Source organism: Streptomyces sp. Act143, assembly GCF_003143935.1.
Classification (GTDB): Bacteria; Actinomycetota; Actinomycetes; order Streptomycetales; family Streptomycetaceae; genus Streptomyces.
Window position 1 is genome coordinate 8,493,284 of record NZ_QFRX01000001.1, and the last position, 21,212, is coordinate 8,514,495.

21 protein-coding genes and 1 pseudogene are annotated in these 21,212 nt (G+C 72.1%); 13 read left to right on the plus strand and 9 right to left on the minus strand.

The genetic code is table 11. The features are described 5' to 3' along the window. Positions 1–21: 21 nt before the first annotated feature. Entirely contained in the window at positions 22–678 is a 657-nt protein-coding gene (locus tag DI272_RS38805; protein ID WP_109499852.1) for a hypothetical protein, read from the minus strand. 152 nt (positions 679–830) lie between these two features. Between DI272_RS38805 and DI272_RS38810 the strand changes: the two genes are divergently transcribed. From DI272_RS38810 to der, 6 genes are all read left to right on the plus strand, one after another. After that, positions 831–1,235, plus strand: coding sequence for a YidB family protein (locus DI272_RS38810; protein WP_109499853.1), 405 nt, complete (start codon positions 831–833; stop codon positions 1,233–1,235). 112 nt (positions 1,236–1,347) lie between these two features. Beyond that, positions 1,348–1,713 carry a chorismate mutase gene (aroH, locus tag DI272_RS38815; protein WP_109499854.1) on the plus strand — a complete coding sequence of 122 codons (366 nt, stop codon included), beginning with the start codon at positions 1,348–1,350 and terminating at the stop codon, positions 1,711–1,713. Further along, the gene (locus DI272_RS38820) at positions 1,710–2,795 is read left to right on the plus strand and encodes a prephenate dehydrogenase (protein WP_109499855.1); all 1,086 of its coding nucleotides are present in this window, start codon (positions 1,710–1,712) and stop codon (positions 2,793–2,795) included. The genes aroH and DI272_RS38820 overlap by 4 nt, the downstream gene beginning before the upstream one ends. 121 nt (positions 2,796–2,916) lie before the next feature. Beyond that, on the plus strand, positions 2,917–3,603 hold the full coding sequence (cmk, locus tag DI272_RS38825; RefSeq protein ID WP_109499856.1) for a (d)CMP kinase: 687 nt from the start codon (positions 2,917–2,919) through the stop codon (positions 3,601–3,603). Next, positions 3,561–4,244 (plus strand): 1-acyl-sn-glycerol-3-phosphate acyltransferase, encoded by a 684-nt coding sequence (locus DI272_RS38830; protein ID WP_109499857.1) that lies wholly within the window; start codon positions 3,561–3,563, stop codon positions 4,242–4,244. The genes cmk and DI272_RS38830 overlap by 43 nt, the downstream gene beginning before the upstream one ends. A gap of 77 nt (positions 4,245–4,321) precedes the next feature. After that, a complete protein-coding gene (der, locus tag DI272_RS38835) occupies positions 4,322–5,803 on the plus strand; it encodes a ribosome biogenesis GTPase Der (protein WP_109499858.1) in 1,482 nt (493 codons plus the stop codon). Between the two features lie 77 nt (positions 5,804–5,880). Here der and DI272_RS38840 read toward each other — a convergent pair whose 3' ends face one another. Continuing rightward, a complete protein-coding gene (locus DI272_RS38840) occupies positions 5,881–6,285 on the minus strand; it encodes a hypothetical protein (protein WP_109499859.1) in 405 nt (134 codons plus the stop codon). A 65-nt stretch (positions 6,286–6,350) separates the two neighbouring features. Continuing rightward, a complete protein-coding gene (locus DI272_RS38845) occupies positions 6,351–7,133 on the minus strand; it encodes a hypothetical protein (RefSeq protein ID WP_109499860.1) in 783 nt (260 codons plus the stop codon). 505 nt (positions 7,134–7,638) lie between these two features. On the opposite strand from DI272_RS38845, the gene DI272_RS38850 reads away from it, so the two are divergent. Further along, positions 7,639–8,274 carry a transglycosylase family protein gene (locus DI272_RS38850; RefSeq protein WP_109499861.1) on the plus strand — a complete coding sequence of 212 codons (636 nt, stop codon included), beginning with the start codon at positions 7,639–7,641 and terminating at the stop codon, positions 8,272–8,274. 118 nt (positions 8,275–8,392) lie between these two features. Beyond that, positions 8,393–9,013, plus strand: a complete 621-nt coding sequence (locus tag DI272_RS38855; RefSeq protein WP_109499862.1) for a transglycosylase family protein — start codon at positions 8,393–8,395, stop codon at positions 9,011–9,013. Here the strand turns inward: DI272_RS38855 and DI272_RS38860 are convergent. From DI272_RS38860 to DI272_RS38870, 3 genes are read right to left on the minus strand one after another with little or no spacing between them, the layout of a single operon-like run. Further along, the gene (locus DI272_RS38860) at positions 8,913–9,644 is read right to left on the minus strand and encodes an ABC transporter ATP-binding protein (RefSeq protein ID WP_109499863.1); all 732 of its coding nucleotides are present in this window, start codon (positions 9,642–9,644) and stop codon (positions 8,913–8,915) included. The genes DI272_RS38855 and DI272_RS38860 overlap by 101 nt on opposite strands. After that, positions 9,641–12,511, minus strand: a complete 2,871-nt coding sequence (locus tag DI272_RS38865) for an ATP-binding cassette domain-containing protein (RefSeq protein WP_109499864.1) — start codon at positions 12,509–12,511, stop codon at positions 9,641–9,643. Before DI272_RS38865 ends, DI272_RS38860 begins: the two co-directional genes overlap by 4 nt. Before the next feature lie 13 nt (positions 12,512–12,524). Further along, positions 12,525–12,992 carry a hypothetical protein gene (locus tag DI272_RS38870; protein ID WP_109499865.1) on the minus strand — a complete coding sequence of 156 codons (468 nt, stop codon included), beginning with the start codon at positions 12,990–12,992 and terminating at the stop codon, positions 12,525–12,527. Between the two features lie 123 nt (positions 12,993–13,115). Between DI272_RS38870 and DI272_RS38875 the strand changes: the two genes are divergently transcribed. The 4 genes from DI272_RS38875 (at position 13,116) to DI272_RS38890 (ending at position 16,449) form a co-directional block, all read left to right on the plus strand. Beyond that, the gene (locus tag DI272_RS38875) at positions 13,116–13,667 is read left to right on the plus strand and encodes a hypothetical protein (protein WP_181387458.1); all 552 of its coding nucleotides are present in this window, start codon (positions 13,116–13,118) and stop codon (positions 13,665–13,667) included. Then, complete coding sequence (locus tag DI272_RS38880) at positions 13,636–14,934, plus strand: ABC transporter substrate-binding protein (protein ID WP_109499867.1); 1,299 nt, start codon at positions 13,636–13,638, stop codon at positions 14,932–14,934. Before DI272_RS38875 ends, DI272_RS38880 begins: the two co-directional genes overlap by 32 nt. A gap of 64 nt (positions 14,935–14,998) precedes the next feature. Further along, positions 14,999–15,361, plus strand: coding sequence for a hypothetical protein (locus DI272_RS38885; protein WP_109499868.1), 363 nt, complete (start codon positions 14,999–15,001; stop codon positions 15,359–15,361). Between the two features lie 47 nt (positions 15,362–15,408). Then, positions 15,409–16,449 (plus strand): YafY family protein, encoded by a 1,041-nt coding sequence (locus DI272_RS38890; protein ID WP_109499869.1) that lies wholly within the window; start codon positions 15,409–15,411, stop codon positions 16,447–16,449. A gap of 43 nt (positions 16,450–16,492) precedes the next feature. Here the strand turns inward: DI272_RS38890 and ctaD are convergent. After that, positions 16,493–18,019 (minus strand): annotated as a pseudogene (gene ctaD / locus DI272_RS38895) (cytochrome c oxidase subunit I); the annotation flags it as partial. 394 nt (positions 18,020–18,413) lie between these two features. Between ctaD and DI272_RS38900 the strand changes: the two are divergent. Beyond that, the gene (locus DI272_RS38900; protein WP_109499870.1) at positions 18,414–18,629 is read left to right on the plus strand and encodes an I78 family peptidase inhibitor; all 216 of its coding nucleotides are present in this window, start codon (positions 18,414–18,416) and stop codon (positions 18,627–18,629) included. 113 nt (positions 18,630–18,742) lie between these two features. Here DI272_RS38900 and DI272_RS38905 read toward each other — a convergent pair whose 3' ends face one another. Further along, positions 18,743–19,738, minus strand: a complete 996-nt coding sequence (locus DI272_RS38905; RefSeq protein WP_109499871.1) for a phosphatase PAP2 family protein — start codon at positions 19,736–19,738, stop codon at positions 18,743–18,745. Positions 19,739–19,976: 238 nt separating this feature from the next. Then, the gene (locus tag DI272_RS38910) at positions 19,977–21,194 is read right to left on the minus strand and encodes a mannosyltransferase family protein (RefSeq protein WP_109499872.1); all 1,218 of its coding nucleotides are present in this window, start codon (positions 21,192–21,194) and stop codon (positions 19,977–19,979) included. Between the last annotated feature and the right edge of the window lie 18 nt (positions 21,195–21,212).

The following is a 21,212-nucleotide window of genomic DNA, read 5'->3' on the forward strand; positions in this document are numbered from 1 at the left end:
GGCTCCCAGGGCTGAAGGCGATCAGGGTGTGACGGGGCGGGCCGTGAGCTGCCGGCCGTCGATCGTCACCGCGCCGGTCTCCGGGTCGATCTCGGGGGCGGGGGAGGGCTTGCCGTTCTTGTTGAGGATGCCGACCTGGGTGCCGTCCTTCAGGACGATCCAGCCGCCGTCGAACTTCGCGCTCCGCACGGTGGCCGTCGCCCGGTACAGGCCGGACGGTTTGATCGCCTTGTCCGCGGTGAACGTGTAGTGCCCGCCGCCGATGTCGACCGTGCCGCTGATCCGCTTGCCCTGCTTCAGCGTGCCGTTCAGCTCGGCGCCGCCCTTGCCGGTGAGCTTCATGCTGCCGTCGTCCTCGACGTCACCCTTGAGCCACGACTCCTTGTCCCGGCCGTCGCAGAAGTACGCGATCGCCCTGCCGTCGCGCAGGGACACGGCGACCGCGGAGGAGTCGTCGTCGGTGCGGCCGGCGTAGTCGGCGTTCGGGACCGGCGACTTCGAGGGCGAGGGCGGCGGGGACGGCGACGGGGTCGTGGGCGGTGACGACGCCTTGGGGCTCGGTGACTCCGTCACCGACGCCGACGTCTTCTTCTCGCCCGTCGTCGCGTTGAGCGACAGCATGAACAGGCCTAGCAGCAGACCCGCGAGAAGAGTGAGCAGCGGTCCGGAACGCTTCATGAAAGGGCCTCCCCCGAGGCGGGCTTCCTGTCATGAGAGCGGAACCGGGGCCCCGAGTCCAGGGGCGCATCGGTGCGTTTTCGCCCCAAGTAGCGGAGCTGTGACATTCGGGTGACATTGTCTGCATCCGCACTCCCGAAAGGCGTCTGATCATGGCGGGAAATGATCTCGGTGGTCTGCTGGGCAGTCTGCTCGGCTCGGGCGGCAGCGCCCACGGGGGCGACATCCTGGGCGCGCTGCTCTCCGCCCTCGGCAAGCAGGGCGGCAACGGCGACAACCCGCTGGGCGGACTGCTCGACACCCTGGCCAGGTCGGGTCTCGCCGAGCAGAAGGACTCCTGGCTCGGCACCGGCGAGAACCAGCCGGTGACCGGTCCGCAGCTCCAGCAGGCGCTGCCCGGCGACACCCTCCGGCAGGTGGCGGAGGAGGCGGGCGTCTCCCCGGACCAGGCCGCCGACGCACTCGCCCAGGAGCTGCCGCAGGCCGTCGACCGGCTGACCCCGAACGGGGAGGTGCCCGCCTCTCTGGAGGAGCTCATCAGGCAGCAGACCGTGTAGCGGCGCGCAGCGCACCGCGCCCGTCTCAGCGGGCGGGCGCCGTGCGCCCGCCCCCACGCGGGCTGACTAGGCTGGATGTACCAAGAGCCGTACATCAGCAAGGAGCATCGCCGTGGCGGTACGAGCGGTCCGGGGCGCCGTCCAGCTCGAACGGGACGACGCCGGTCACATGGACGAGCAGGTCGGAGCCCTGCTCACCGCCGTCCTGGAGCGGAACGACCTCACCGCGGACGACGTCATCAGCGTCTGGTTCACGGCCACGCCGGACCTGCACAGCGACTTCCCGGCCGCCGCGGCCCGCAAGCTCGCCGGGTTCGCCGACGTACCGCTGATCTGCGCCCAGGAACTCGACATCGAGGGCGCCATGCCCCGCGTCGTGCGGATTCTCGCGCACATCGAGTCCGACCGGCCCCGCGCCGACATCAACCACGTCTACCTCGGTGCCGCCGCCGCCCTGCGCAAGGACATCGCCCAGTGAGAACCGCACTCGTCATCGGCACCGGCCTCATCGGCACCTCCGCCGCGCTCGCCCTGACCCAGCGGGGCGTCACCGTGCACCTCGCCGACCACGACCCCGAGCAGGCCCGTACGGCGGCAGCGCTGGGCGCCGGCACGGACGAGGCCCCGGACGGTCCCGTCGACCTCGCGATCGTCGCCGCCCCGCCCGCCCATGTGGCCGGCGTGCTCGCGGACGCCATGCGCCGCGGGCTCGCCCGCGGCTACATCGACGTGGCCAGCGTCAAGGGCGGCCCGCGCCGCGAGCTGGAGGCGCTGGGCCTGGACCTCGCGTCGTACATCGGCACGCACCCCATGTCGGGCCGCGAGAAGTCCGGCCCGCTGGCCGCCACCGGCGACCTCTTCGAGGGCCGCCCCTGGGTGCTGACGCCGACCCGGGACACCGACACCGAGGTGCTGAACCTGGCCCTGGAGCTGGTCTCGCACTGCCGCGCGGTGCCGGTGGTCATGGACGCCGACGCCCACGACCGCGCCGTGGCGCTCGTCTCCCACATGCCGCACCTCGTCTCCAACATGGTCGCCGCGCGTCTGGAGCACGCCGAGGAGTCCGCCGTACGGCTGTGCGGGCAGGGCATCCGGGACGTGACCCGGATCGCCGCCTCCGAACCCCGGATGTGGGTCGACATCCTGTCCGCCAACCCCGGGCCGGTCGCCGACCTGCTCTCCGACGTCGCCGCCGACCTGGAGGAGACGGTGCAGGCCCTGCGGGCCCTGCAGTCCTCCGACGAGGCCAAGCGCGGGGTCGGTGCCGTCGGCATCGAGGACATCCTGCGGCGCGGGAAGGCCGGCCAGGTGCGGGTACCCGGCAAGCACGGCTCGGCGCCGCGGGCGTACGAGATCGTGGCCGTCCTCATCGACGACCAGCCCGGTCAGCTGGCCCGCATCTTCGCGGACGCGGGACGGGCCGGGGTCAACATCGAGGACGTACGCATCGAGCACGCGACCGGGCAGCAGGCGGGTCTGGTGCAGCTGATGGTGGAGCCGCAGGCGGCGCCGGTCCTGACGGCGGCCCTGCGGGAGCGGGGCTGGTCCATCCGCCAGTGACTCCGCCGGGCCGGAGGCGGTTCATCCGCCCGTAAGGACGCCTCTGGCGAGCCAGTACCCTTGTGCGGGGCACTTTCCCGCCCCGTCACCCCACCACACCGCACCAGGAAGGTGTCCCCCCGTGGAAAACGGCGCCGCCCAGCCCGTGATCGTCGCCATCGACGGTCCCTCCGGCACCGGCAAGTCGAGCACGTCGAAGGCCGTCGCCGCGCAGCTCGGTCTGAGCTACCTGGACACCGGCGCCCAGTACCGGGCGATCACGTGGTGGATGGTGACCAACGGGATCGACATCGAGGACCCGTCCGCGATCGCCGCCGTGGCGGGCAAGGCCGAGATCGTCTCCGGCACCGACCCGGGCAACCCGACGATCACCGTCGACGGCACCGACGTCGCGGGCCCGATCCGCACCCAGGAGGTCACCTCGAAGGTCAGCGCGGTCAGCGCGGTGCCGGAGGTGCGGGCCCGGGTCACCGAGCTGCAGCGGTCCATCGCCGCCTCCGCGGAGAACGGCATCGTCGTCGAGGGCCGGGACATCGGTACGACCGTGCTGCCCGACGCCGACCTCAAGATCTTCCTCACCGCCTCGCCGGAGGCGCGCGCCGCCCGCCGCAGCGGTGAGCTCAAGGGCGCCGACGTCAACGCCACCCGTGAGGCCCTCGTCAAGCGGGACGCGGCGGACTCCTCCCGCAAGACCTCGCCGCTCGCCAAGGCGGACGACGCGGTCGAGGTGGACACCACCGAGCTCACGCTGGCGCAGGTCATCGAGTGCGTCGTCACCCTCGTCGAGGAGAAGCGGGCCGGGAAGTGACCACTCCCTCCGTGAAGGGCGCCGAGGTCGGGCGGCGGATCGGCGTCGGCCTGATGTACGGGCTGTGGAAGCCGCGGGTGCTGGGTGCCTGGAAGGTGCCCGCGTCCGGCCCGGTGATCCTCGCGGTCAACCACTCCCACAACATCGACGGCCCGATGGTCATGGGTGTCGCGCCCCGGCCGACGCACTTCCTGATCAAGAAGGAAGCGTTCATCGGCCCGCTCGACCCGTTCCTGCTCGGTATCGGACAGGTCAAGGTCGACCGCTCGGGTACCGACCGCACGGCCATCACCCAGGCCCTGGACGTGCTCTCGGCCGGCGGTGTGCTCGGGATCTTCCCGGAGGGCACCCGCGGTGAGGGCGACTTCGCCGCACTGCGCGCCGGGCTCGCCTACTTCGCGGTCCGCAGCGGCGCCCCGATCGTCCCGGTCGCGGTGCTGGGAAGTTCCGAGAAGCGGGGACGGTTGATAAAGGGGCTGCCTCCGCTGCGCAGCCGCGTCGACGTGGTCTTCGGCGACCCGTTCGAGGCGGGCGACGGCTCCGGGCGGCGCACCCGCAAGGCCCTCGACGAGGCGACCGAGCGCATCCAGAAGCAGCTCACCGCGCACCTGGAAAACGCCAGGCGCCTGACCGGGCGCTAGGCGACACTGAGTAGTGGATCAAAATCGGAGAAACCGGTTGATCCACCGATCACCACGATGAACGAGGTACGGACTTCATGAACGACCACATCCATTCCGATGGCTCGGGCGAGCAGCACGACCACGGAGCGCTTGGCGACGCCGAGTACGCGGAGTTCATGGAGCTCGCCGCGGAAGAGGGCTTCGATCTCGAGGACGTCGAGGGCGCGATCGAGGAGGCCGGTCATGGACCGCTGCCCGTGCTGGCCGTCGTCGGCCGCCCGAACGTCGGCAAGTCGACCCTGGTGAACCGCATCATCGGCCGCCGTGAGGCCGTGGTGGAGGACAAGCCCGGCGTCACCCGGGACCGGGTCACCTACGAGGCCGAGTGGGCGGGCCGCCGCTTCAAGGTCGTCGACACCGGCGGCTGGGAGCAGGACGTCCTCGGCATCGACGCCTCCGTGGCCGCCCAGGCCGAGTACGCGATCGAGGCGTCCGACGCCGTCGTCTTCGTCGTCGACGCCAAGGTGGGCGCGACCGACACCGACGAGGCGGTCGTACGACTGCTCCGCAAGGCCGGCAAGCCGGTCGTCCTCTGTGCCAACAAGGTGGACGGGCCCAGCGGGGAGGCGGACGCCGCCTATCTGTGGTCCCTCGGCCTCGGCGAGCCGCACCCCGTCTCCGCCCTGCACGGCCGCGGCACCGGCGACATGCTGGACGCCGTCCTGGAGGTCCTCCCGGACGCGCCCGCGCAGACCTTCGGCGGCGCCGGGATCGGCGGCCCGCGCCGCATCGCCCTCATCGGCCGCCCGAACGTCGGCAAGTCCTCCCTCCTGAACAAGGTGGCGGGCGAGGAGCGCGTCGTCGTCAACGAGCTGGCGGGCACCACCCGCGACCCCGTCGACGAGATGATCGAACTCGGCGGCGTCACCTGGAAGTTCGTCGACACCGCCGGTATCCGCAAGCGCGTCCACCTCCAGCAGGGCGCCGACTACTACGCCTCGCTGCGCACCGCGGCCGCCGTCGAGAAGGCCGAGGTGGCGGTCATCCTGATCGACGCCTCCGAGTCCATCTCGGTGCAGGACCAGCGGATCGTGACGATGGCCGTCGAGGCGGGCCGTGCCATGGTCATCGCCTACAACAAGTGGGACACCCTCGACGAGGAGCGCCGCTACTACCTGGAGCGGGAGATCGAGACGGAGTTCGGCCAGGTGGCGTGGGCGCCGCGGGTCAACGTCTCGGCGCGCACCGGCCGCCACATGGAGAAGCTGGTCCCGGCGATCGAGACGGCGCTGGCGGGCTGGGAGACGCGTGTCCCCACCGGCCGCCTCAACGCCTTCCTCGGTGAGCTGGTCGCCGCCCACCCGCACCCGATCCGGGGCGGCAAGCAGCCCCGCATCCTCTTCGGTACTCAGGCCGGCACCAAGCCGCCGCGGTTCGTGCTCTTCGCCTCCGGCTTCATCGAGGCCGGCTACCGCCGCTTCGTGGAGCGCCGCCTGCGCGAGGAGTTCGGCTTCGAGGGCACCCCGATCCACATCTCGGTGCGGGTCCGCGAGAAGCGCGGCGCCAAGAAGAAGTAGGCGCCAGGATGAAGTAGGCGTACGACAGGCGCGAAGGGCGGCCCCCGTTTCAGTGGGGGACCGCCCTTCCGGCTTTCTCAGAAGCCCCGGCGCTGACCCGGTGGCAGCGCCGGCACGTGCTGCACCATCGTGCCGTGCTGCCCGACCTGTCCGACGCGCTGCCACTGCGACTGCTGCTGCCCGACCCGGGCGCTGTGCGCCCCCGCGCTGTAGGCGCTGTACGAGCTGCTGAACGACCCCGGCCGGTGTCCGCCGTACGAGTCCGCGCCCTGCGGGAGGTTCCCGAGGACCCCGAACGCGGTGAAGTCCAGGCCGTCCTCACCGCTGCGGTCACCCGGCAGTGTCCGGAAGGACTTGACGTACTCGGCGTAGAGCGCGTCGTAGATCGGTGTGGCCGATGGGCCGCCCAGCGGGTCCGGGGCCGACCGCGACGACGGGATCGGCTGGAAGGACGGGCGGCGGGGAACGTCGTAGGTGTGCACGTATGTCCAAACGACCGCGGTGTTCAGGGGATGCGGGCGCGTTCGGGCGCACGGCGGCGGCGGGCTCAGGTTCCGGCGAGCGGGAGGGCCGAGGCGACCAGCTTGCCGTTGGCGGCGGCCTTGTCGATCGCGCCGCGCAGCAGATCCTCGCGCGGCTGACGGCCGATCGACCCCACCGGCGCCGCGAACATCAGCACCTGCTGGTGCTTGTTGGCGGCGGCCCGCCAGCCCTCCGTGACCTGGAGCGGCTGGTGCGCCTGCCACCAGGCCACCGGCTGCCCGCCGTTGGCCGACGGCTGGAGCACCGCGTGCAGTTGGCCCATGGCCAGCAGCACCGACCAGCCGTGCAGCACCGGCGGCACCTCGGTCAGCTCGGTGACCGGCATGAACCCCTGCTCGATGAGGAGCGGCAGGAAGTCGTCGCCGGCGCCGGTCGCACCCGGGCGCACGATCGGTCCCGTCGGCTCGACCACGAGCGCCGGGTGCAACTCCCCGGCGATCAGCACGAGTCCGCTGGTGACGCCGAGCACTGCCTGCTCGGGCGCGACCTTCGCGGGCTCCAGGTCGACGGAGTCGCCGGTGATGGACCGCACGGCCCCCTGGAGCTGCTCCTCGGTCACCTGGACGACCTGCGAGGGCAGACAGGTGGCGTGGGCGAAGGCGAGCACCGCGGTCTCGTCGCCGATGAACAGGACGGTGCTGGTGCGCTCCGCCTCGGAGTCGCCCGGGGTGCGGCAGGACGTGCAGTCGTAACTGCCGGGGGCGTTGTCTCCGGCGAGCAGCCGGTCGGCTTCTTCGTCGCCGATCTCGGCGCGAACTTCGTCGCTGACGTCGAGCAAGCGCGGCACGGGTGACTCCCTCGGGAAGCGGCGCCCGGGTGGGTCCCGGGCTCATGAAGAAGACAACGGGCGATCTGTGGCGGGAGTCACGCTCCAGAGCGAACGGAATCGAACCATCCGGCGCAACGGGTCACCGCCGGTGCGGAATCGGGCACTCAACGTCAAGTCTTCGGAAATCCAAGGAAGTTGGTTGCGTGAAGTGGGTCACAGATCGCGATGGCGGCTGGTTGAAAAATCAGGAAATAAGCGAATGAAGTGGGTGGCCGGAAAATGCCGCTACCTTCGGTAACGTCGAACTGGCCTGGAATGACAAGGAGTTGGTTGATACCGGGCAGCCGCCCTCTCTACATTCCTCGGCCGTGTGCAACGAGCACCGCTCGGGTTCGTCCGCCGGCCGCACCAGCCAGCTCGAAGCACCAGTCTCCGGCGGACGGGGCGGAGCGCCACGGCCCTGTCCCTGTGCAGGGTGTGCGCCCCGCCTTGGGGGACCCCGGGTCCTTCGAGAGGGAACTTCATGTCCGAATGTGCCGATACCACGCACGACAACGCTCGTAAGACTCCGGTCCGCACGACGGCGGTCCTCGCCGGGGCGGCCCTGCTCGCCCCGCTCGGACTGCTGGCCGCGACCGGCAACGCCGCAGCGGCGGACGGCGGAGTGTGGGACCGCATCGCCCAGTGCGAGAGCGGCGGCAACTGGCACATCAACACCGGAAACGGCTACTACGGCGGGCTCCAGTTCTCCGCCGGCACCTGGCGCGCGTACGGCGGCACGGCCTACGCGGCGACGGCCGACAAGGCCGGCAAGGCTCAGCAGATCGCCGTGGCGACCAAGGTCCAGCGCGCGCAGGGGTGGGGCGCGTGGCCGACCTGTTCGGCACGGGCAGGGGCCTACGGCAGCGCACCCTCGGTCTCCTCCGGCTCGGCCACCACCCGATCCGCCCCCTCCGAGCCGTCGAAGGCGCCGGCGCGTTCCCGGAGCCACACGGACCGCAGCGCGTCCCGTGGCGACTACACCGTCCGCGTGGGAGACACGCTGAGCGGGATCGCCGCCCGGCACGGCACCACCTGGCGGCAGCTCTACGCCGCCAACAGGGACGTCATCGGCGGTGATCCGAACATGATCGTGCCCGGGCAGCGACTCGCACTCTGAGCTGCTCCCCCTCCCCGGGCACGGGGCCCCGCCCGGACGGTCCGCCGACCGGGTGGGGCCCTGTTCGCGCCGGTCGCGTATCGACGGCCCGGCGGGACGGGCCGCTTAGCGTGGGCCGATGTTCCGCAAGCTTCTCGCCGTGGCCTGCCTGCTCACCGCACTCGCCCCCGGCCTCGCGCACGCGGCCCCGCCGCCCCCGGCCCCCGGCCCGAACCCGACACCCGTGCGGTACGACTGCGCCCGCGACGGCTGGCCCTGGGCCTGCGTCGCGGAGTGCGAGAGCAGCGGGCGCTGGAACGTCAATACCGGCAACGGCTTCTACGGCGGGCTCCAGTTCTGGCAGCCCACCTGGGAGGAGTTCGGCGGGCTCACCTACGCCCCGCGCGCGGACCTCGCCACCCGCGCACAGCAGATCGCGGTCGCCCAGGAGGTGCTGGCCGTACAGGGCTGGGGGGCCTGGCCGGTCTGTTCGCGCCGGTACGGGCTCCAGGGCCGGATGCACACCGTGAAGCGCGGCGACACGCTCTCGGTACTCGCCCGCACGTACCGCGTCCCGGGCGGGTGGCGGGCGCTGTACCGGGCCAACAAGGACATGATCGGGCGCTATCCGGACCGGCTGAACGCGGGGACGTTGCTGGTCATTCCGAAGGGCTCGGGGGGTGTGCGGGGCGCGAGCCGGGCTGTCGCCGTGTTCGGGGCGCCGCTCGCTCCGGTTCCCGCTCGGCCGCCTCTCCGCTGAACACCACCGCGCCGCGCCGCAGTTCGTACACGAGGACCGGGGTCCGGGGCGCCGCCCGATCGCGCAGGGCGGGTGGCAGACGTTGTTCCGCCAGGACCACGCAGGCGTCCAGACCGGCCAGCAGGGCGTACGTGCGGGCCGCGACCGCCGGCGACATGCCCTGCGTGGGCTCGTCGACGAGGAGGACACGCGCGCGGGTCAGCAGCGCGCGGGCGAGGGCCAGCATGCGCTGCTCGCCGCCGGAGAGGGTGCCCGCGCGGCGCGCGAGGAGGGCCTCCAGCTGGGGGTACGCCTCGAAGGCCGGGGCGTGGGCGTGGGCCGGCGCGGCCAGTTCGAGGTTCTCGCGGACGGTGAGGGAGCCGAACACCGCCTGGCGTTCGGGGACCAGGTGGAGGCCGCGGCGGGCGCGTTCGTGGGCGGGGGTGCGGGTGATGTCGGTGCCGTCCCAGACGACGGCGCCGCCCGACAGGGGGACGGTGCCGGCGAGGGCGCGCAGGGCGGTCGTCCGGCCGGAGCCGTTGCGGCCCAGCAGCACGGTGAGGCCGGGGGCGGGGGCGGCGAGGGTGATGCCGTGGAGTGCCTCCAGGGGGCCGTAGCGCACGCGCGCGTGGCGCAGGGAGAGGGCCGTCATGGGGCGGGCTCCCGGGCACCGAGGCGGTCGAGTACGTGCTCGGGTGGGCCGGAGGCGATGATGCGGCCCGCGGCCATGACATGGACGACGTCCGCGAGGTCGGCCACGAGGTCGAGATCGTGCTCGACGACGAGCAGGGCCGTGCCGTCGGCGGCGAGGGCCTTCAGGACACGGGCCAGTGCGGTCACCTCGGTGGTGTCGAGGCCGGCGGCGGGTTCGTCGAGGAGGAGGACGCGAGGGGCGCCGGCGAGGGCTCTGGCGAGTTCCACCCGGCGGAGGGTGCCGGTGGGGAGGTCGGCGGCGGGGAGAGCGCTGAGCGGGCCGTCCAGGGCGAGGAGTCTGAGGGCCTGGTGGGTGGCGGCGGCCGGGTCGGGGGCGTGGCTCTGTTCGGCGCCCACGCGCACGTTCTCGGCCACGGTGAGGGTGGGGAAGACGGCGAGTTGCTGGAAGGTGCGGGCGACACCGAGGCGGGTGCGGGCGTGGGCGGGGAGGCGGGTGATGTCCTGGCCCGCGTAGCGGACTTCGCCGTGGGTGGGGCGGTGGGTGCCGGCGAGGCAGTTGAAGAGGGTGGTCTTTCCGGCGCCGTTGGGCCCGATGACGGCGGTGATGCGGCCGGGGTGGACGGTGAGGTCGACCCCGTCGAGGGCGGTGAAGGTGTCGTAGCGGGCGCGGAGACGGTGCGTGGTGAGCACACGGCCCGCACCCGCGCCCGGTTTCCCGCCCGCACGACCCGTGCGGGTCTCGTGGCCGGGCGCGGGTGGCCCTTGCGGGGGTTGAGCGGCGTCGGCGGTTGCGGCTGCGGTTGTGCCGGGTTTCCTGCGTGTGTGGGTGGTGTGGGTCTCGTCGTGGGGTGCGGGTGGTGCTTGAGGGGGTGGGGCGGCGTCGGCGGTTGGCGCCGTGGTCGTGCCGGGTTTCCTCTGCGTGCGGGCGGTGCGGGGCTCGTGGCCGGGTGTGGGTGGCTGCGGGGGTTCGGCGTCCGTGGCGGTACGTGCGGGCGGCGCTGCGTGCCGTTGCGTGGACCTGAGCCGTTCCCGTACCTCCACCCCGGCCGCCGTCAGCCGTACCCCCCTCCGCAACCGCAGCCGTTCCACCCCAGCCCTGAGCGCTTCGTACGGTCCCCCCGGGAACCGGCCCACCAGCACCGCCAGCACGCCGATCAGCGCCGCCGCCACCCCGCCCCGGGCCCCCGCGTCCAGGCCGACCAGCAGGGCCGCCGCGGTCAGGGCGCCCAGGGTGCTGTCGGCGCCCAGGACCATGACCGCGGCGAACCAGAGCAGGCCGCGGACCGGGTCGAAGGCGCCGGGGTCGAAGGCGCGTACGCCCATGCCGAGCATGCCGCCGCCCAGCGCGGCGAGGGCGGCGCCCGCCACGAAGGCCAGGAGCTTCAAGGACGGGACCTGCACGCCCGCCGCCGACGCTCCCGACTCGTGGTCCCGCATCGCCGCCAGGGCCCGGCCCGTGCGGCCCGTACGCAGCAGGCGGGTCGCGCACAGGGCCGCCGCCAGCAGGGCCAGCTCCAGGACGTAGTAGGCGCGGTCGCCTTCGAAGCCCGCCGGGCGGCCCAGGCCCAGGCCCGCCGTGGCGTACGGCTGGGCGAAGACGAAGCGGCTCACCCCCACGCCCACCGCGAAGGTGGCCAGCGCCAGGGCCAGGCCGCGGCGGGTGATCGCCGGCCAGCCCGTCAGGAGGCCCAGCGGGGCGACCAGGAGGACCGACAGGGCCAGGGCCGGCAGTTCGGGCACCTGGGGGAGGCCCGGGAAGCGGCCCGTGGACAGCAGCGCCGTGAACAGGGCGCCCAGGCCCGCGTACGCCGCCTGGCCGAGGGAGATCTGGCCGCCCCTGCCCGTCACCACCACCAGCGACAGCAGCACCACGCCCAGCGCCGGCACCTGCACCGACGTGTGCAGGTCCGAGCCCGCGAAGCCCAGCGGCAGCAGGAACAGCACCACCGCCACGATCCAGGCGCCCGGCGGTGTCGGCACGCGCGCGGTGGCCGTGCGGGGCAGGGCGTCCCGGGTGCCGATGCGGGGGAGGGCCAGAGCTGCCAGCAGCAGGGCCACGACGAAGAGGTTCGCGCCCATCGCCTGGAGCAGCGGCTCGGCCCAGCCGGACGGGTGCAGACGGGTCAGCTGGCTCTGTCCCACACCCACGGCCAGCGCCACCAGCACCGCCACCGGCAGGCTGCGCATCCGGGCCGCCACCGCCACCGCCACCACCTCCATGACCAGCAGCGGCAGGCCGTACGGGTCCAGGCGCACGTACGGCGCCAGCAGCACGCCCGTCAGACCCGCCGTGAACGCCCCGAACGCCCAGCCCGCCGCGGCCACCCGGTCCGCGTCGATGCCGCCGAGCACGGCCAGGTGACGGTCGTCCACCACCGCGCGCAGCTCCCGGCCGAAGCGTGTCCAGCGGATCACCGCCCCCACGCCCGCCGCCAGGACCAGGGCGACCGCCAGCTGACCCCACGGGTCCGCCGACACCAGCTCCGGCGCGTCGTCCCTCGCCCCCTGCCCCCACACCAGCGCGGCCCCGCCCACCAGCAGCACGAACACCCCGATGGACGCCACCAGCGTCTGCGCGGGATCGTCGCCCAGCACTGACAGGGGGCGGAAGACGAAACGCTCCAGCACCACCCCGAGCCCCGGCGCCAGCACCAGCAGCGTCGCCGTCGCCCCCGCCCACAGCGGCCAGCCCCACTCCACCACGCACTGCCGCAGCACGTACGCGCACACCATGGCGATCGCCCCGTGCGCGAAGTTGAGGACGCCCGTCGCGCGGTACGTCACGATCAGGCCGATCCCGGTGAGCGCGGCGGCGCTGCCGACGGACAGGCCGGCGAGCGTGAGGTCGTAGGTGAGGGAGGACATCGGCGGCGGCGCCTCAGTCGGTCTCTTCGGCGGGCTCGCAGATGGGGCAGGCGCCCAGCTCGCCGCTCGCCACCAGCTTCGCGTCCACCGGAACCGCCTCCACCTTCCCGGCCACCAGAGGACAGTCCGCGCGGTGCCACAGGGTGCCGCCCGGCACCATCAGCAGATCCACGCTGATCGCGAGGGGAGCCGTGGCCGGTTCCGCAGGTGTCTCCGGCTCGGCGGCCACCAGGAGGCCGTACAGCTCCTCCACGCGCGCGGCGGCGATCGTGTCCCGGCCACGCGCCAGCAGCACCGCACCCGCGACGATCAGCGCGGCGCCGGGGATCGTGCAGGAGGCCAGATAGGGCAGCTGGCGTTCGGCGAACCGCTCGCCGGAGACGCCGTACCAGCCGAGGACGCACAGCACCGCACCCGCGGCGAGCGCGGCCCAGCCCGCCCACTGGGCGGGGTGCACGGTCCGCAGTCGGGCTGTCCGCATCTCTGGCTCCCACATGTCGCGTGGCTGTCCATGCCGGCCAATCTTTTGCACTATGCCTTCTGGAAGCTGACCCTGAAAGCACCGGGCGCACATGGCCCGGACCGACACCCGGTGGTGAGCCAGATGGTTCTCGGGAGCGACCGCAAGTGGGGGAACGGCAGCCGGGGGCTGGTGGCGGTGGTGTTCGTCCTCGCCGCGTCCCTCACGGCCTGCAGCGACGACAGCGGTGGCGGCAGCGACAGCCCGCCGCCCACCCCGACCCCGGAGACGACGACGAGCGCGCCCGCCAGTCCCTCCGCGAGCGGGCCCGCCGACGAGGCGGCGGCCGAGAAGGAGATCAAGGAGAACTGGCAGAAGTTCTTCGACCCCAAGACGTCCACCAAGGACAAGCAGGCCGTCCTGGAGGACGGCGACAAGATGGGCCCCGTCCTGGCGGCCTTCAGCGGTGACGACCGGGGCGGGCAGGTGAAGGCCCAGGTCACCGAGGTGGAGTTCACCGCGCCGACCGAGGCGAACGTGACGTACACGCTGCTCCTGAACGGTGCCACCGCCCTGCCGGACGCCTCCGGGAAGGCCGTGGCGCAGGACGGCACCTGGAAGGTGTCCGTGACGACGCTGTGCGCCCTGGTCCAGCTGAGCGGGAATGCGTCGGCGTCGGCCCTGCCGGGCTGCTGAGGCCGCGGCCGTGGTGCTGCTGCTCGCCCTGGGGACGGCGTGCGGCAGCCGGCTCCCGGAGAGCGACTTCGAGGCCCGCGACCGGACCACGCCTGCCCAGGACGCCGGCCCGATCCGCGTCGGCATCGTCAGCAGCGCCACCAGCCCGGTCGGCGGCGACACCTTCACCGGCCCCCGCGACGGCGCCAAGGCGTACTTCGAGCGTCTCAACGCGCGCGGGGGCATCGACGGCCGCCCGGTCGAGGTGCGGGAGTGCGACGACGGCGGCAGCGGCGTCGGCAACAACACCTGCGTCCACCGGCTGATCGACGAGGACCGGGTCGTCGCCCTGGTCGCCACCACGTCCCTCGACTACGCGGGCGCCTCCCGCGTCTCCCACGCGCGCGTGCCCGACATCGGCGGCCAGCCCATCGGCAACGCCTACGACACCTGGCCGCACCTCTACGGCATCTACGGCAGCCTCGCGCCCCGCAACGGCACCACCGGCTGGGACGGCAAGCAGTACGGCGGCACCGAGGTCTACCGGTACTTCAAGCGCGAGCACGGGGCGCGCACGGCCGCCGTCGTCTCGTACAACCAGGCCGCGTCCGCCGCCTACGCCCGGCTCGTCGTCCAGGGACTGAAGGCCGAGGGGTACGAGGTCGTCAACGAGCAGGTCGACTTCGCGCTGCCCAACTTCCGTGCCGTCGCGGCCGACCTCAAGGACCGGGGCGTCGACCTCGTGTTCGACGCGATCGACACGCACGGCAACGCCCGGCTGTGCGAGGCGATGGACGACGCCGGAGTCCGGGTCACCGCCAAGGTCACCAACGTCCAGAACTGGACCTCCGACGTCCCCGACGACTACCAGGACTCCCCGCGCTGCCGCAACGCCCTGTGGGCCACCGGGTCCAGCCGGAACTACGAGGACACGGGCCAGGCAGCCGTACGGGAGTTCCGGGACGCCACCAAGGGCCTGAAGTCGCACTCCCAGTGGCAGCTGGAGGGGTGGGCGGCGGCGATGTGGTTCACGGACACCGCGAGGGCCTGCGCGAAGACGGCCGGCGGCATCACGCGCGCGTGCGTCGACGACCGGATGAACCACGGCGCGGACCACACCGCGGACGGGCTGCTGCTCCCGGTCCGGTTCGAGCGGCTGGCCGAGCCGCCGAAGACCCGCCGGACCTGCCTGTCCGTGGCCCGCTGGCAGGACGGGAAGGGGTGGGTCTCCCAGGGCGACATGAACGACACCTGCTTCGACGTTCCGCAGCTTTCCTATCGGCAGTAAGGCAACCAAAAGGCAAAGTCGTGGGTCTAACCAGGCAGCACAGCCGAGGAAGGATCCGTACCGCATGACAACGTTGGCCCGGCCGACGGCACCCCTGCGTGCCGACTGCATCGCCGACACCGCGGGCGGGCTGACCTTCGACGTCACCGTGGACGCGAGGGGCGGCGCCGCTCACCTCGTGCTGCGCCGACGCGAGGGGCACCAGGAGGTGTTCCTGCCGCTCACCCCGGGCACCGGCGGCAGGCTGCGCGCCGCGCTGCCGAGCAGCGTGCTGCTCCCGGAGGGCTGCTGGGACGCGTACGCGCGCGTGGCGGACGACGAGTGGCGTCTGATGCCCGGCGTCATGGACCTGCGGGCCGCCGACGGCCGCGTCCCGTACGAGACCCGCCACGGCAACCTCAGTCTCCGCTGCGGCCCCGCCGGCTGACCCGTTGCGGACCGCGGCTGTCCTCGATCGCTGGCAGACTCGGCCCCATGTTGGAGACCTCGGCACGACTCCTGCGCCTGCTCTCGCTCCTCCAGGCCCACCGCGAATGGTCCGGCGCCGACCTCGCCGACCGCCTCGGTGTCACCCCGCGCACCGTGCGCCGGGACGTCGACCGGCTGCGCGAGCTGGGCTACCCCGTCAACGCCAGCCCCGGCACCGGCGGCGGCTACCAGCTGGGCGCGGGCGCCGAGCTGCCGCCGCTGCTGCTGGACGACGACGAGGCCGTCGCCGTCGCCGTCGGCCTGCGCACGGCCGCCGGACAGGGCATCGAGGGCATCGGCGAGACCTCGGTACGCGCCCTCGCCAAGCTGGAGCAGGTCCTGCCGAACCGCCTGCGCCGCCGGGTGGGCGCGCTGAACGCGTTCACCGTGCCGATGCTGCGCGGCCCGCAGCCGAGCGCCGTCGACCCGGCCGTGCTGACCGAGCTCGCCAACCTCTGCCGGGACGCCGAGCGGCTGCGCTTCGAGTACAGCGACCACGGGGGCGCGCCCAGCCGCCGTACCGTCGAACCGCACCGCCTGGTGTGCACCGAGCGCCGCTGGTACCTGGTCGCCTGGGACCTCGACCGGGACGACTGGCGGACCTTCCGCGTCGACCGCGTCACCCCCAAGCCGCCGCACGGCCCCCGTTTCACCCCGCGCACCCCGCCCGCCGAGGACCTCGCCGCCTACGTCTCCCGGGGCGTCTCCACGCGCGCGTACGCCGCCCATGCCGTCGTCCGGCTGCTGGTGCCCGTCGAGGAGGCCGCCGAGCGGATCTCACCGAGCGCGGGGCAACTGGAGGCGGACGGACCCGACGCCTGCATCCTGCGCACCGGGGCCGCGAGCCTCGACGTGATGGTCATTCACGTGATGATGACCGGCTTCGAGTTCGAGGTGCTGGAGCCCGCCGAGCTGACGGAGGCGATCAGGACGGCTCACGGCCGGCTTGCTCGGACTCTGGCTCGGGCTGCGGAGCCAGCGCCGCGTACTCGGGATGGTGCAGGTCGAACGCCGGGGACTCGGAGCGGATCCGTGGCAGCGTCGTGAAGTTGTGCCGGGGCGGCGGGCAGGACGTCGCCCACTCCAGCGAACGGCCGTAACCCCAGGGGTCGTCGGTGTCGACCTTCTCGCCGTACTTGGCGGTCTTCCAGACGTTGTAGAGGAACGGCAGCGTCGAGAGGCCGAGCAGGAACGCGCCGATCGTCGAGAGGGTGTTCAGGGCGGTGAACCCGTCGGCGGCGAGATAGTCGGCGTACCGGCGCGGCATGCCCTCGGCGCCCAGCCAGTGCTGCACCAGGAACGTGGTGTGGAAACCGACGAACAGCGTCCAGAACTGGATCTTCCCGAGCCGCTCGTCGAGCATCTTGCCGGTGAACTTGGGCCACCAGAAGTAGAAGCCGCCGAAGATCGCGAAGACGACCGTGCCGAACACGACGTAATGGAAGTGCGCCACCACGAAGTAGCTGTCCGAGACGTGGAAGTCCAGCGGCGGCGACGCCAGGATCACCCCGGTCAGACCGCCGAACAGGAACGTCACCAGGAAGCCGCACGCCCACAGCATCGGCGTCTCGAAGGACAGCGAGCCCTTCAGCATGGTGCCGATCCAGTTGAAGAACTTCACGCCCGTCGGGACGGCGATGAGGAACGTCATGAAGGAGAAGAACGGCAGCAGCACCGCGCCGGTGACGAACATGTGGTGCGCCCACACCACGATCGACAGGCCGGTGATCGCCATCGTCGCCGCGACCAGCGTCAGATAGCCGAAGAGCGGCTTGCGGCTGAAGACCGGCAGGATCTCCGTGATGATCCCGAAGAACGGCAGCGCGATGATGTAGACCTCGGGATGCCCGAAGAACCAGAACAGGTGCTGCCACAGCAGCGCTCCGCCGTTGGCCGACGCGAACACCTGCGAGCCGAACCGGCGGTCGGCCTCCAGCACCAGCAGCGCGGCCGCCAGCACCGGGAACGCCATCAGGATCAGGATCGACGTGAACAGCGTGTTCCAGGTGAAGACCGGCATCCGGAACATCGTCATGCCGGGCGCGCGCATCCCGATGATGGTGGTGATGAAGTTGACCGCACCGAGGATCGTGCCGAAACCGGCCAGCGCCAGGCCCATGATCCACAGGTCGGGGCCGACACCCGGCGAGCGTTCCATGCTGTTGAGCGGCGCGTAGGCGAACCAGCCGAAGGCGGCCGGTCCGGACGGCACCAGCAGCGAACCCATCACGATGAGACCGCCGAACAGGAACAGCCAGTACGACAGCATGTTCAGCCGCGGGAACGCCACGTCCGGCGCGCCGATCTGCAACGGCATCAACTCGTTGGCGAAGCCCGCGAAACTCGGCGTCGCGAACAGCAGCAGCATGATCGTGCCGTGCATCGTGAACAGCTGGTTGAACTGCTGGTTGTCGAGGAGTTGCAGGCCCGGCCGGGCGAGTTCGGCGCGCATCAGCAGCGCCATGACCCCGCCGATCAGGAAGAACACGAACGACGTGATCAGGTAGAGATGGCCGATCTTCTTGTGGTCGGTGGTGGTGAGCCAGTCGACGACGACCCGGCCGTGATGCCTGCTCCGCACGGGTCGTACCGTCGTCTGCACGGTCTCGGTCCCCATCGCTGGTTCGCCCCTTCGCTTGTCGCGCCTCGGGTGTCGTCATGATGCTCGCGTCGCCGTGCACAGCGACAGAGGGCGTACGGGGGTTCTGGGGCGGATCCGTGTTTTTCCTGTGCGGCGTCAGATCCACCGGCCCCGCACGGAATCGGAAGGAAAAGGTTCCGGCGACACATCTCCTGGCACTTTCCGGCCGGTTATCGGAAGGCCATCCACGACACGCGGGAATTACGTCCGATTGCGCGCGAAAGGCCTAGGGAACCGCTCGTACGTGTGACGCGGACCCGGGGAAACGGCTGTCGGGATCTTGTGACAGAAGCGTGACCGGAGGCGGACCAGTGACCGACAGCGGCCTGATCCCTGGCCCGGGCACGCGCGGAGGGCCTAGCGTGGCCGTATGGCACCGATACCGACACCCCCTGCCGAACCTCACGACAGCCCGGACGCGTACGTCGGCCTCGACCAGGCACGGGCCGAGCGGCTCGCCCGCGAGAAGGGCTGGACGACGGTCCGCTCGCTGCCGCCCGGGACGATCATCACGATGGAGTACCGCGTGGGACGGCTCAACTTCGAGGTGAAGGACGGCCGGGTGGCCCGCGCCTGGAAAGGCTGAGGGTCCCGCGCCCGAAGTTGCCGACGCACGACGACGGCCCCCACTCGAAGGGAGTGGGGGCCGTCGCTGCGGGGTGGGTGTGTGCGTACCGTCCCCGCTGTCCGCCGGCGGGCTCAACCGCCTGTCAGGGGGCGGGCCGCCGAGGCCGTACCGCGTGCGACGCGGTCGGGATGGGGTGGCCGGCGAGGGCCGACCGGGGTGACCGGGGTGCGCTCCGAGCGGCTGGTGTGCGGGCCCGGCGCCAGATAGGCGGGCGTCCGGGTGGAGCGGGCCGCGGGTTCGCTCTGCGGAGCGGTGCGCGGCTTGAGCGGCACCGGGACCTCCACGGGCTTGACGGCCGCGGGGACCGCGCGGCGGGCCCGCCAGCGGTCGCGCAGGTCGAAGATCGCGGTCTCGGCACGGGCGATGAGCGGCTCGCACCACGGCAGCGCCAGCAGGACCAGCAGACCCGCGGTCCAGCCGAGGAGGACGTCGCTCAGCCAGTGCGTACCGAGATAGACGGTGGCGAGGCCGACGCCGAGCGAGGTCACCGCGGAGACGGCGGACAGCCATCTGCGGGCTCTCGGGGTGGAGGCCAGATAGGCCAGGATGCCCCAGGTCACCACGGCGTTCGCGGTGTGGCCGCTGGGAAATATATCGCCGCCCAGACCCATCTCGTTCGAGCCGATGGTGGTCGCGTAGTGCGGTCCGAGACGGCCCATGCCGATCTTGGCGGCGCCGACGGTGATGTTCAGCAGGAGCAGTGAGGCGCCGAGGGTGAGCAGCGGACGCAGGGTGTGCTGCCGCCAGGAGCGCCAGCCCAGCCAGGCCGCGACCATCACGGCGGTCGGGCCGCGCTGGCCGAGCACCACGTAGTAGTCCACGAACCAGTGGATCTCCGACCACTGCTGGTACGGCCGGAAGAACATGACCTGCCAGTCCAGCCGGACCAGCCACGACGTGTCCACCACGAGCCACACGATCGCCAGGTAGAAGGCGAGGGTCCCCGCGAGCAGGGCGACCCGGTGCCGGCTCATCTTCGGCACGTCGAGGTGAGCCGGTCGTTCCGGCTCACGGTCCAGCCTGGCGAACACCCGGTCCAGACGGGTGAGGTTTCGTTCGGTACGCACCCAATCGACGTTACAGCGAGTGAGCTCAGTTCCCGGTCGAATCCACGGCTTTGTGATGACGATGTGATGTGGGATTCCTCTCAGGAAGAGGTTTATTTCCGAGGAATCCACTATCGAGTCACGCCCGCCCCTTCAATTCCTTTGATCATTCCGGGTTCCGGTTTATTGCCGCTTATGAATTCGTTCACCGAATCATGGGGCGGAATTCTCCGGGCGCTCATCGGGGCCGCCGGCCCGGTCATGGCGGGCCGGAACCGTTCAGCCAGAACGCCCCGTACACCGCCGACGCCAGGGCGACACCGCCCACCACCAGCGCCGACCTGGACGTCCGCGACCGGGCCAGGGCCCGGGCGAGCGGCAGCAGCAGCGGGAAGGCGGGCAGCAGCAGGCGCGGTTTCGAGCCGAAGTAGCTCGACGCGCACAGCGCGAGGGCGGTGACGACACCGGCGTACACCAGCAGCGGCAGCGGCTGGCCCTGGCGTACGCAGACGACGTACAGCCACACCACGAGCCCGACCCCGGCGATCAGACCGACGCCCGCGAGGGCCGCCGGGAACGACGTGAACTTCTCGGCGACGAAGCGGGCGAAGGCGTAGCCGCCGTCGAAGCCGTTGCGCCAGCCCGCCTGGACGTCGAGATAGCCGAGCGGGCCGTCGCCGGTGCGGTGGCCGACCCACAGGACGTAGCCGGCGGCGCCGAGGGGGGCGAGGAGCATGCCCAGGGCGCGTCGCCGGGCCGGCGCGCCCCCTCTTGGCATGTCAGGGGTGGGGGAGGGGGCGTGTTCCGTGTCGTGGGCGCCCTGCGCGGCGGCCGTGCTGCGGTGTCGCCCGAACGAGGCAATACCGGCCGCCCACACCGCCGCGACCACCGCGAGCCCCACCGGCCGGGTCAGTCCCGCCAGTGCCGCCAGGGTGCCCGCGGTCAGCCAGCGGCCGGTGAGGACGGCGTACAGCGACCAGGCGGCGAGCGCGGTGAACAGCGACTCGCTGTACGCCATCGACTGCACGATCCCGACGGGCAGCACGGCCCACAGCAGCACGGCGCAGACCCCTGCCCGGCGGCCGTGCACATGGTCCGCGACCGCGAAGATCCCCCAGGCCGCCGCGAGCGAGGCGAGCAGGCTGACGACGAAACCGGCGTCGGCGTACGACAGGGGCGTCACCGCGGCGACGCCCCGCTCCAGCCACGGCAGCAGGGGGAAGAAGGCGAGATTGGAGTGCACGTCCCCGTTGGGGAGCCGGACCTCGTAGCCGTATCCCAGCTCGGCCACCCTCGTGTACCAGAGGGAGTCCCAGCGGGCCGTCAGCAAGGTGTACGCGCTCTTGTCGCGCGCCGCGCTCCACAGCACCAGCGCGAGCAGGCCCAGGGCGCGCACGGCCGTGTACCCGAGGAGGGCCGGGGCCGCGCGGCGCAGGGCGGTTCCCGGTGGCGCCGCGCGCGTCTCAAGATCGGTCACGGGCCTGATTATCGAACG

Bases quoted from the DNA above. Each gene is read 5' to 3' on its own strand.
- DI272_RS38890 (WP_109499869.1), top strand. From the start codon at position 15,409: ATGTTGGAGACCTCGGCACGACTCCTGCGCCTGCTCTCGCTCCTCCAG.
- DI272_RS38875 (WP_181387458.1), top strand. From the start codon at position 13,116: ATGGTTCTCGGGAGCGACCGCAAGTGGGGGAACGGCAGCCGGGGGCTG.
- DI272_RS38885 (WP_109499868.1), top strand. From the start codon at position 14,999: ATGACAACGTTGGCCCGGCCGACGGCACCCCTGCGTGCCGACTGCATC.
- DI272_RS38900 (WP_109499870.1), top strand. From the start codon at position 18,414: ATGGCACCGATACCGACACCCCCTGCCGAACCTCACGACAGCCCGGAC.
- DI272_RS38860 (WP_109499863.1), bottom strand. From the start codon at position 9,644: ATGACGGCCCTCTCCCTGCGCCACGCGCGCGTGCGCTACGGCCCCCTG.
- DI272_RS38850 (WP_109499861.1), top strand. From the start codon at position 7,639: ATGTCCGAATGTGCCGATACCACGCACGACAACGCTCGTAAGACTCCG.
- DI272_RS38870 (WP_109499865.1), bottom strand. From the start codon at position 12,992: ATGCGGACAGCCCGACTGCGGACCGTGCACCCCGCCCAGTGGGCGGGC.
- DI272_RS38810 (WP_109499853.1), top strand. From the start codon at position 831: ATGGCGGGAAATGATCTCGGTGGTCTGCTGGGCAGTCTGCTCGGCTCG.
- DI272_RS38805 (WP_109499852.1), bottom strand. From the start codon at position 678: ATGAAGCGTTCCGGACCGCTGCTCACTCTTCTCGCGGGTCTGCTGCTA.
- DI272_RS38880 (WP_109499867.1), top strand. From the start codon at position 13,636: ATGCGTCGGCGTCGGCCCTGCCGGGCTGCTGAGGCCGCGGCCGTGGTG.
- DI272_RS38865 (WP_109499864.1), bottom strand. From the start codon at position 12,511: ATGTCCTCCCTCACCTACGACCTCACGCTCGCCGGCCTGTCCGTCGGC.
- DI272_RS38855 (WP_109499862.1), top strand. From the start codon at position 8,393: ATGTTCCGCAAGCTTCTCGCCGTGGCCTGCCTGCTCACCGCACTCGCC.
- der (WP_109499858.1), top strand. From the start codon at position 4,322: ATGAACGACCACATCCATTCCGATGGCTCGGGCGAGCAGCACGACCAC.